This is a genomic window from Oribacterium sp. (assembly GCF_057249185.1).
This window is the reverse complement of record NZ_DBHIGR010000083.1, coordinates 1-9,285: the sequence shown is the minus strand read 5'-3', so window position 1 is coordinate 9,285 and position 9,285 is coordinate 1. Positions and strand designations below refer to the sequence as shown.

Here is a 9,285-nt window from a genome sequence, read left to right as displayed (position 1 = left end):
GTGCTTTTTATTTTATACAGTCATTCTTTGTGAATATACCTTTTCTATTTTAGATAATATAAAGTCTTGTATCTTTATCTCTAACAAACCCCCAATTTATTTTACGCCTATATGCGTAATCCTTAAAAGCATAGAATTTATTTTCGATTTGCTCATCAATATTTTCCAGCTTACCTTTCTTTACCATATCCTTAAGTTTCCTTGAATTAGTTTTTCTTTTTTCACTAATATAATCTGCAAGTGGTTGGCTTTTTTCATCGGCATCTTCTATAATCTTTTTCATAGCTTTTAAAATAGCCTTTGCTGAATACTGAGCCACTTTTATCTCAATATTTATAGCCTTATTATTAACTTCATCATTTACCATATAGGTGACCTCCTTTCCGGGGAAAATAAAAAAGCGGCCCAGACTTTTACATCTGAACCGTTAAAATTTTAATTATATAGTTTTTTATTATTTTTAATTTTATTACTGTTATGACGTACTTTATAAATTATTTGTCGCAAACTATTGTTTGCTTTTTAATGCCTTATTGATGGTTTCTTGAATAAAAGGACTACAGCATTTTCCCAAAGGATTGTTAATTTCGCACTTTCCATTTTTCATTGCCCCTGTAAGTCTAATAATATCTTTAATATTCTTTGCACCATCATCTAAAACAGCGTTTATAATTTGTTGCTCTGTAACTTGGTTGCAATAGCATATATATTTGGGATTTGCATCCTTTTTAAACCATATAGGAACTTTTACATCTTCCTTATAAAAAACTCTTTCATTGTTTAAGTTATAATACACGACATCACAATCTTCATTCATACATAAATAGTAAGTTTCTTCATCTACAACCTTTCCCATAAGGTTTTCTGATACCATATGCTTTACAGTTATATTCTTAACCTTTTCTCCTCTTTTGTGACATTTGGGGCAATTTGCTTTTTCTTCCACTGTACCAGTGGTTTTTTGTATTGAACCTCAGCAAGATTGATTTATCTTATTTTCTTGACTCACTTTATTTCCTCCTTTCTAAAAAATATTTTCTTCATTTTATTCCACCTCATTTCTATGAATTTCTATAACATCTTCAATTCTGCAATCCAATGCCAGGCAAATCTTTTCTAATGATTCTAAGTTCACATAAGAGTTTTTGCTCATTCTAGAAACTATGTTACTTGTTATGTTTGCAGCTCTTTTTAAGTCTTCTTTGTTCATTTCTCTTTCTACCAATAAGTGCCATAATGGTTTATAAGAAATTGCCATATTATTACCCCTTATCCGTTTTATTGTTAAGATATATTATATCATAAATAGGCTGATAAGTCACTTTAGCCTATTTTATACTTGTGCTTGCGTTAGTATTTATTGAGATAGTCCTTGTTTTTTTCCTTGTCCCACTTGGAACTGCTCCAAATCCCTGAACCATAGAGCAGTGAAGAACTGTAAGAATCCCAAAGCTAAAGCGATTGATGCAGTATGGGCCTGTAAAAGGGGCAATCTGAGCCCGTCGGTACTTGCGAAAAACACAGAAACTGTGTTTTTCGCTTAGTATCCGTTACGAGGCGAAGTTAGCGGGAGCGTGCCCCTCTTACAGGTCCATACTGCATCAGAGCGTGGCTCTATATCGCTTATAGTCCTTCGCTACGAGGCTACCACCTTGATTCGTTTGGAAAAACCCTCTATAATACGCCTTGTGCTTTAATCGAGCTTAAGAATAGAGAGAGGGAAGAAAATGTGGTTAATTGCAGGATTAGGGAATCCGGAGAAAAAATATGTGGGCACAAGACACAATGCCGGCTTTGCGGTGATAGATGTGCTTTGTAAGGAGCTGGGAAACCTGTCTTTGGAAAGCACAAAATTTCGTGGTGCCTATACCAAAACCAGAATCGGCAGCGAAGAGGTACTTCTTTTAAAGCCCCTAACCTATATGAACCTTTCCGGGGAATCCATCGTGCCTTTGGCTCAGTATTTTAAGATTCCCAAGGAGCAGATTTTGGTGCTCTCCGATGAGATTTCCTTTGCCCCCGGAGACATTCGCATTCGGAAGAAGGGTTCTGCCGGAGGGCATAACGGGCTGAAAAACATTATCGCCCACCTGCATAGTGAAGAGTTTCCCAGAATCCGTTTAGGGGTGGGTGCCAAGGGAGAGAAGGAAGATCTTGCCCACCATGTGCTTTCTCCATTTTCCAAGGAGGAACAGGCGGAGATGGAAGATGCCTATGAGAGAGCGGCAAAAGCCTGCATTGCCATTGTGGAAAAGGGCATAGACCAGGCTATGAACGAGTTCAACCAAAAGAAGAAGGGAAAGGAAGAGGCTGATGCATAATCTGGAAAAAATGCCGGAGGAGGGCATTCTTCTACCGAAAAATCCGGCGAGTAAAACCCGGATTTTTTTTGAACTTACGGAGGCTTTGGAAAAGAAAGAGCCCTTGTTTGTGGAGGGAATTTCCGACTCCCTAAAGTCCCTTTTGGCTCTTTGCTTTAGGGGAAAATGGATTCTTTACCTTTGTAAGACGGAGGAGCGGGCAAAGGAGATTTTGCAGGATGGGAAAATCTTTGCGGAGAATTGCCTGCTTTTTCCGGCGAAGGACTACCTTTTTTATAAGGCGGATACCAGAGGAAACTATATCAGCAGGGAGCGAAGCGAGTGTCTTAGACAGTTGGTGGAGGAGGAAGAGGGTGTGCTGGTGACCACTCTTCCGGCAATGCTGGAAAAGTTGGAGGGAAAAAATGCCTTCCGCCAGGCGGTGTTCACGGTACAGCTGGGGCAGACTCTTTCTTTGGAAAGCTTGCAAGACAGTCTTCATTCCCTTGGATATCAAAGGGTGGACCAGGTGGAGAGCAGAGGAGAGTATTCCCTTAGGGGAGGAATCCTGGATGTCTTTTCCAACCAAATGGAGGAGCCTCTTAGAATAGAATTTTTTGATGATGAGGTGGACAGCCTTCGATATTTTTCTTTGGAAAGCCAGCGTTCTTTGGAACAGGTGGAGGAAGCCAATATTTACCCGGTGTCCGAGCAGGGAAAGCCCTCTTCCTTAAAGGCTTTTTCTCTTTTGGATTATCTTCCTAAGGATTGTCTGGTGATTGTAGATGAGCCGGTGCGGGTTTTGGAAGAGGGAAAAAGGGTAGAGGAGGAATTTATCGCCTATTTTTCCCAAAGGGCTGAAGCGGAAGCAAATCAGGAGAAGGATCAAAAACCCTTAGACCTTTTCTCAGTGAAGACTCTCCTGGAGGAATGTGCTTCCCGCCCCATTTTCTTCTTCTCAAGCCTTGGAGGCATTTCCGAATGGAGTGAGGTCTTTAAAGAACCGCTAAAATCCATTTCTTTGGAGTGCAGAGAAATCCCCTTTTACGGCAAGCAGTTTGCCCAGTTTAAGGGGGATATGGAAAAGTATAAGAAGGAGAAGGTGAGGATCTCTTTGTATTCTCCTTCTCAAAGCAGAGCCTCCCGTCTGGCGGAAGAGTTAAGAAAAGAGGGGCTTTCCGCCTATTGTCCGGATAGACTGTCCGAAGACAGGGAAGAGGGAGAGGACACGGAAAATGCGGGAAGCATAAGGGTATTGCCCCGGTATCTTCGAAAAGGCTTTTATTTGCCTAAGGAAAAGCTTCTGGTAATGACGGAGCAGGACCTATATGGGCAAAGTCTTGCCGGAAGAAAACGCCGGAAGAAAAAGCAGGTGGAAAGTCTCCATATCGGTTCTTTGACGGAGCTCCATAAAGGAGACTATGTGGTGCATGAAAGCCACGGTATAGGCATTTACGAGGGCATTGAGCGAATCGTAACGGACGGCGTTAGCAAGGACTATTTAAAGATTCTCTACGGAGACGGGGGGAATCTGTATTTGCCGGTAAATAAATTGGACGGTATTGAGAAATATGCCGGAAAGGAGGCAAAGGCTCCGAAATTAAATCGCCTAAACGGTTCAGAATGGCAGAAAACCAAGTCCAAGGTTAAGGGGGCGGTGCGGGAAATCGCCAAGGAGCTTTTGGCTCTCTATGCCAAGAGGCAGGAGGAGAGAGGCTACCCCTTTGGAAAGGATACGGTTTGGCAAAGAGAATTTGAAGAGGCCTTCCCCTACGAGGAAACCGGAGATCAGCTTCTGGCCATTGAAGCCACCAAGGAAGACATGGAAAGTGAGAAAATCATGGACCGCCTGGTTTGTGGGGATGTGGGCTACGGAAAGACGGAAATAGCGCTACGGGCAGCCTTTAAGGCGGTGCAGGACTCCAAGCAGGTGGCCTACCTTTGCCCCACCACCATTTTGGCCCAGCAAATCTACAACGGCTTTGTGGAGAGAATGAAGGGCTTTCCGGTGGAAGTGGGAATCCTTTCCCGTTTTCAAAGCCCAAAGGAAGTCCATAAGACGCTGGAACAGCTTGCCGGCGGTAGAATAGATATCGTAGTAGGAACCCACAGATTACTTTCCAAGGATGTGCATTTTAAAAATCTGGGGCTCTTGGTGGTGGATGAGGAACAGCGCTTCGGTGTACAGCATAAGGAGCGTATCAAGTCTTTAAAGGAAAATGTGGATGTGCTTACCCTTTCCGCAACTCCTATTCCCAGAACCCTCCACATGTCTTTGGTGGGAATTCGAGACCTTTCCATACTGGAGGAAGCTCCCATGGACAGACTTCCCATCCAAACCTATGTAATGGAAGAGGAGGAAGGCACCATTCGAGAGGCCATTTCCAGAGAGCTTCGGCGAAACGGTCAGGTTTACTATGTGCATAATCGGGTGAAAAGCATAGAGGATACCGCTCTTCGCCTGCAAAAACTGCTTCCGGAGGCACGTATTGCTTATGCTCACGGGCAAATGGGAGAGAAGGAACTGGAAGAAATCATGCTTTCCTTTATTGCCGGAGAAATAGATGTACTGGTATCCACCACCATTATCGAAACCGGACTGGATATTCCCAATGCCAATACCCTGATTATTCAAGATGCGGATAAGATGGGGCTTTCCCAGCTTTACCAGATTCGAGGCAGGGTAGGAAGATCCAACAGAACCTCCTATGCATTTTTACTTTATAAAAAAGGAAAAAGCCTTACGGAAGAGTCGGAAAAGCGCTTAAAGGCTATCCGGGAATTTACGGAGCTGGGCTCCGGAATTCGTATTGCTTTAAGAGACCTGGAAATCCGCGGGGCGGGAAATGTATTGGGAGCAGAGCAGCACGGCCACATGGAGGCGGTGGGCTATGAGCTTTATACCAAGCTGCTTCGCCATGCGGTGCTTTTGGAAAAGGGAGAAAAGCAGGAAGAGGAGGACTTTGAAACCCAGCTGGATGTGGATTTGGACGCCTTTATTCCGGAAAGCTATATGGAAAATGAGGAACAGAAGCTGGAGGCTTATCAAAAGATTGCCCTTTTAAGCAGTGAAGAAGAGAAGATGGATTTGGAGGATGAGCTGACAGACCGCTACGGTGACCTGCCCTATCAGGTGGAAAATCTCTTCCAGGTGGCAAGCCTTCGAAATTTGCTTCATAAAATAGGGGTAACGGAGTGCAAGATCAAGAGGGGAGAAATTCACTTTTTATTCTTCCCTAAGGCGAAAATCAATACCGCTGCCATTCCTGCCTTGATTTCCCAGTCCCGGGGGGAGATTCGATTTGTAAATGGAGAGAGTCCCAAGCTTTTATATAAAAAGAAGAATTTGCGGGATTTGCCCAAGATTCAGGAAAGTATGGAAAAAGCAAAAGAAATAGCAGAAGCCCTGCTTCTCCCACTTTCCCCTTAAAAAGAAAGAAAAACTATCAAATTTTTTACAAAAATAGAGAAAAAACATAGGAAATCCATGGAAATACAAGGCTTTCATTGACAGGAGAAAAGGAGAAAGTTATAATGCACTCGTATGTGGGGAGTTGTGCCCCAAGTAACAAGACTACGCCGAAAAATCGGCGATTATGGAGGATGAAAGATGAATAAAGTAGATTTGGTTTCCGCAGTAGCAAAGCAGGCAGAGTTATCTAAGAAGGATGCGGGATTAGCAGTTGAGGCTGTTTTTGATGCCATTTCTGAGGCTTTAGAGAAGGGGGATAAGGTTCAGCTTATCGGTTTCGGAACTTTTGATGTTTCTGAGAGAGCTGCAAGAGAGGGACGTAACCCAAGAACCGGAGAGACTATGAAGATTGCTGCTTCCAAGGCTCCAAGATTCAAGGCAGGTAAGGCTTTAAAGGATCGCGTGAACTAATTTCATGCGACTGGATAAGTATTTGAAGGTATCTCGTCTCATAAAAAGACGCACAATTGCTAATGAAGCCTGCGATACCGGTCGAATATCTGTTAACGGGAAAGTGCAGAAGGCTTCCTACGACGTGAAGGTAGGAGATGTCATCAGCATTCGTTTCGGAGAAAAAGCAGTAGAAGCCAAGGTATTGTCGGTGCAAGAGACTGTGCGAAAGGATGAGGCGGCAGAGCTATTTCAATATCTATGAGAAAGCAAGAGAAACAGAAAAGAAAAGTGTTTAAACATGGGGTTACTGTCCTGGGATTGTTCATGGTGGTAGCCCTTCTTGCTATTGTTATTTTTGTTCGAGGCAGAGAGCTTACGGAGAAAAATAAAAATTATCTTGCTATGGAAGAGAGTTTGGCTGAGGAGTACAGTAAGGAAGAGCAACGAGCTAAAGCTCTGGAAGAGAAAAAAGTCTATGTGAAGACCAAAGAGTATATCATGGAAGAGGCAAGAGAGATATTTGGATTGCAGATGCCGGATGAGATTATTGTAAGGCCGAAAGAGTAAAGACTGAAAGAGGAAAACCGTATGTCATAGACTTTATCTATGTCATACGGTTAGGATTAGAGAAAAGCGAAAGAGGAAGATTCTTCTTTCGTTTTTCCTTTGTATACAGGGATAAAATGAGAAAAGGAATCGATACCGAGCTATTTTTACAAGTGAAAAAACAGCAGTGGATACGGGAAGGGGAGCAGATTTTGCTGGCTCTTTCCGGCGGTGCGGATTCCATGTATCTTTTGTATTTTTTAAAGGAATTACAGAACCATCTTTCTTTTTCTCTTAGAGCCATGCATGTGCAACATGGCATCAGAGGGGATGAAGCTGTAGAAGATGCCACATTTTCAAGGCAGCAGGCAGAGCTATATCAAGTGCCTTTTTTGGAATATACTTGTTCCGTACCGGACTATGCCGAGGAAAATAAGCTGGGATTGGAAGAGGCGGCAAGGACACTTCGTTACAAAGCCTTAAAAGAAGAAGCCCTTCGTTGGCAGGCGGAAAGCGACCGAAAAACAAAAATTGCCCTGGCGCATCATATGGACGATCAGGCGGAAACGATATTGTTTCATTTGATTCGAGGGGCGGGATTTTCCGGAATTAGCGGCATGAAGGCGGAAGAGCTTCTCTCAGAGGCTGAAAAAGAAGCACATTATGCAGTCAATCATGAAGCTAATTATGAAGTTATTCATGAAGTCAATCAAGAAGCCAATCTTGAAGGTATTCGCCTTCTTCGTCCACTCCTGTCTTTACGGAAAGAGGAGATTCTGAAGCGGCTGGAGGAATTGGGGATTCCCTATCGGGAGGACAGCACGAACAGGGACAAAAGCTATGCCAGAAATTATCTTCGTTTGGACATCTTACCCGCTTTGGAGAAGGTTAATGCCGGAGCGGTAAAGCATTTGCTGGAGGCGGCAGAACTTTTTTCGGAAACGGAAGCCTATTTTCAAGAGAAGACGAAAGAATGGATAGAGCAATACGGAGAATGGGAGCAAAGCTCTTCGGGAAATAGCATTTCTCTGTCCATTCCCCAATTAAAAAAGGAAAATGCGCTTTTTCGCAGAGAAATCTATAAGGAAGCCATCTTTTTGTTAAGGGGCAGTACCACAGAGTTTGGAAAGTTGCATTATCATGGTATTGACCACTTGTTGAAAAGGGGAAACGGTGGAAGGCTTTCTCTTCCGAAAGGTGTACAGGCAAGAGTGGAGCAAAAACGACTGCTTTTAGAAAAGTTTTAAAATCATGTAATCCGGAATTTTATAGGAAAATAGTAAATGGGGGACTCAATATGGAAAAAGAAGAAAAAATCCGAGTACTGTTTTCGGAGGAGGAAATTGAAAAGCGGGTAAGTGAACTGGCGGAGGAGATTGGAAGAGACTATGCCGGAAAGGACCTGCATTTAATCTGTATTTTGAAGGGGGCAGCTCCCTTTATGTGTGAGCTGGCGAAAAAATTAAACAATCCCCGAGTTTCCATGGATTTCATGGCAGTCAGCAGCTACGGTTCTCAAACCCAAAGCTCCGGGGTAGTAAAGATTGTAAAGGATCTGGATGAACCCTTGGAAGGGAAGGATGTTCTTTTGGTGGAGGATATTATCGACACGGGAAGAACATTGCATCATTTGGAGCATATGCTTCGGGAAAGACACCCGGCTTCCTTAGAAATCTGCACTCTCTTGGATAAGCCGGAGAGAAGGGAAGTTGAGGTAGATGTAAAATACAAGGGCTTTTGTGTTCCCGATGTTTTCGTCGTAGGCTACGGCATTGACTATGCTCAGAAGTATAGAGCATTGAACTACATCGGAGAAGTGATTCTTTAGGTTTTTAGAAGCTTTGATTGTAATTCGGGAAGGGCGGTATCGCTTTTTCAGGATTGGGGGAGTAAAGGAGGATTTCCGAAATGGAGGAAAGAGGAATCAATCGAGAGGCCTTATACAGCATAGGAAAGGGGTTCTACCGGGAACCGGAGGAGAGCCCGGCCTTTTCGGATGTGACCATTCGTTTTCGTACCCTAAGAGAGGATGTAGACAGGGTTTTGCTTTATCTTCCGGATGAACAGCAGATTTATGCGATGAAGCTGGAAAGCAGCGACCACTATTTTGATTACTATGAAATAGAAATCAAGCTGAAGGATAAACCCTTACATTATTATTTCCGTATTGAAAAGGGAGAAGAGGTCATCCATTACAACCGTTTAGGGGTGACGGAAGATTTGGACATACAATATGCTTTTTCCATTTTTCCGGATTTTTTTGTTCCGGACTGGATTAAAGGCGCTACTATGTATCAGATTTTTGTGGACCGCTTTCGAAATAGTGACGGAAAGAATAATGTAGAGGACAGGGAGTATATTTATCTGGGACGTCCCGTGGTATCGGTTTCAGATTGGGAGGCGCCAGTAGAGTCCTTTGATGTACATCGTTTTTATGGCGGCGATTTGGAAGGGGTTTGGGAGAAGCTGGATTATCTGGAACATTTGGGAGTAGAGGTTCTTTATTTCAATCCGCTCTTTGTGTCTCCCTCCAATCATAAATATGATACCCAGGATTACGACCATATTGATCCC

At 43.3% G+C, this 9,285-nt stretch carries 11 protein-coding genes; 8 read left to right on the top strand and 3 right to left on the bottom strand.

Going from position 1 to position 9,285, the window contains the following annotated elements; translation table 11 throughout:
* Positions 1–49: 49 nt before the first annotated feature.
* The 3 genes from ACO4PX_RS06075 to ACO4PX_RS06065 form a co-directional block, all read right to left on the bottom strand.
* On the bottom strand, positions 50–367 hold the full coding sequence (locus tag ACO4PX_RS06075; RefSeq protein ID WP_314328703.1) for a DUF3801 domain-containing protein: 318 nt from the start codon (positions 365–367) through the stop codon (positions 50–52).
* 141 nt (positions 368–508) lie between these two features.
* Positions 509–967: a Csac_0668 family 2Fe-2S cluster-binding (seleno)protein gene (locus ACO4PX_RS06070; protein WP_485571988.1), complete on the bottom strand. Its 459-nt coding sequence runs from the start codon at positions 965–967 to the stop codon at positions 509–511.
* A 78-nt stretch (positions 968–1,045) separates the two neighbouring features.
* Positions 1,046–1,258 (bottom strand): helix-turn-helix domain-containing protein, encoded by a 213-nt coding sequence (locus ACO4PX_RS06065; protein ID WP_008902116.1) that lies wholly within the window; start codon positions 1,256–1,258, stop codon positions 1,046–1,048.
* 469 nt (positions 1,259–1,727) lie between these two features.
* Between ACO4PX_RS06065 and pth the strand changes: the two genes are divergently transcribed.
* From pth to ACO4PX_RS06025, 8 genes are all read left to right on the top strand, one after another.
* Complete coding sequence (gene pth, locus ACO4PX_RS06060; protein WP_308578772.1) at positions 1,728–2,321, top strand: aminoacyl-tRNA hydrolase; 594 nt, start codon at positions 1,728–1,730, stop codon at positions 2,319–2,321.
* A complete protein-coding gene (gene mfd / locus ACO4PX_RS06055) occupies positions 2,314–5,730 on the top strand; it encodes a transcription-repair coupling factor (RefSeq protein ID WP_485571987.1) in 3,417 nt (1,138 codons plus the stop codon). The genes pth and mfd overlap by 8 nt, the downstream gene beginning before the upstream one ends.
* A 180-nt stretch (positions 5,731–5,910) precedes the next feature.
* Entirely contained in the window at positions 5,911–6,183 is a 273-nt protein-coding gene (locus ACO4PX_RS06050; RefSeq protein WP_007156668.1) for an HU family DNA-binding protein, read from the top strand.
* A gap of 4 nt (positions 6,184–6,187) precedes the next feature.
* Positions 6,188–6,427, top strand: coding sequence for an RNA-binding S4 domain-containing protein (locus ACO4PX_RS06045; RefSeq protein WP_007156667.1), 240 nt, complete (start codon positions 6,188–6,190; stop codon positions 6,425–6,427).
* Positions 6,428–6,453: 26 nt separating this feature from the next.
* On the top strand, positions 6,454–6,732 hold the full coding sequence (locus tag ACO4PX_RS06040; protein WP_242650879.1) for a septum formation initiator: 279 nt from the start codon (positions 6,454–6,456) through the stop codon (positions 6,730–6,732).
* 116 nt (positions 6,733–6,848) lie between these two features.
* The gene (gene tilS / locus ACO4PX_RS06035; protein WP_485571986.1) at positions 6,849–7,958 is read left to right on the top strand and encodes a tRNA lysidine(34) synthetase TilS; all 1,110 of its coding nucleotides are present in this window, start codon (positions 6,849–6,851) and stop codon (positions 7,956–7,958) included.
* A gap of 50 nt (positions 7,959–8,008) precedes the next feature.
* On the top strand, positions 8,009–8,539 hold the full coding sequence (hpt, locus tag ACO4PX_RS06030) for a hypoxanthine phosphoribosyltransferase (protein WP_314667292.1): 531 nt from the start codon (positions 8,009–8,011) through the stop codon (positions 8,537–8,539).
* 80 nt (positions 8,540–8,619) lie between these two features.
* Positions 8,620–9,285 (top strand): alpha amylase N-terminal ig-like domain-containing protein (locus tag ACO4PX_RS06025; protein WP_485571985.1); only part of this gene is annotated, 666 nt, incomplete at its 3' end.

What these genes read in the sequence shown, in the direction of transcription:
- ACO4PX_RS06075 (WP_314328703.1), bottom strand. Translation starts at nt 367, where the DNA reads ATGGTAAATGATGAAGTTAATAATAAGGCTATAAATATTGAGATAAAA.
- ACO4PX_RS06065 (WP_008902116.1), bottom strand. Translation starts at nt 1,258, where the DNA reads ATGGCAATTTCTTATAAACCATTATGGCACTTATTGGTAGAAAGAGAA.
- pth (WP_308578772.1), top strand. Translation starts at nt 1,728, where the DNA reads ATGTGGTTAATTGCAGGATTAGGGAATCCGGAGAAAAAATATGTGGGC.
- mfd (WP_485571987.1), top strand. Translation starts at nt 2,314, where the DNA reads ATGCATAATCTGGAAAAAATGCCGGAGGAGGGCATTCTTCTACCGAAA.
- ACO4PX_RS06050 (WP_007156668.1), top strand. Translation starts at nt 5,911, where the DNA reads ATGAATAAAGTAGATTTGGTTTCCGCAGTAGCAAAGCAGGCAGAGTTA.
- ACO4PX_RS06045 (WP_007156667.1), top strand. Translation starts at nt 6,188, where the DNA reads ATGCGACTGGATAAGTATTTGAAGGTATCTCGTCTCATAAAAAGACGC.
- tilS (WP_485571986.1), top strand. Translation starts at nt 6,849, where the DNA reads ATGAGAAAAGGAATCGATACCGAGCTATTTTTACAAGTGAAAAAACAG.
- hpt (WP_314667292.1), top strand. Translation starts at nt 8,009, where the DNA reads ATGGAAAAAGAAGAAAAAATCCGAGTACTGTTTTCGGAGGAGGAAATT.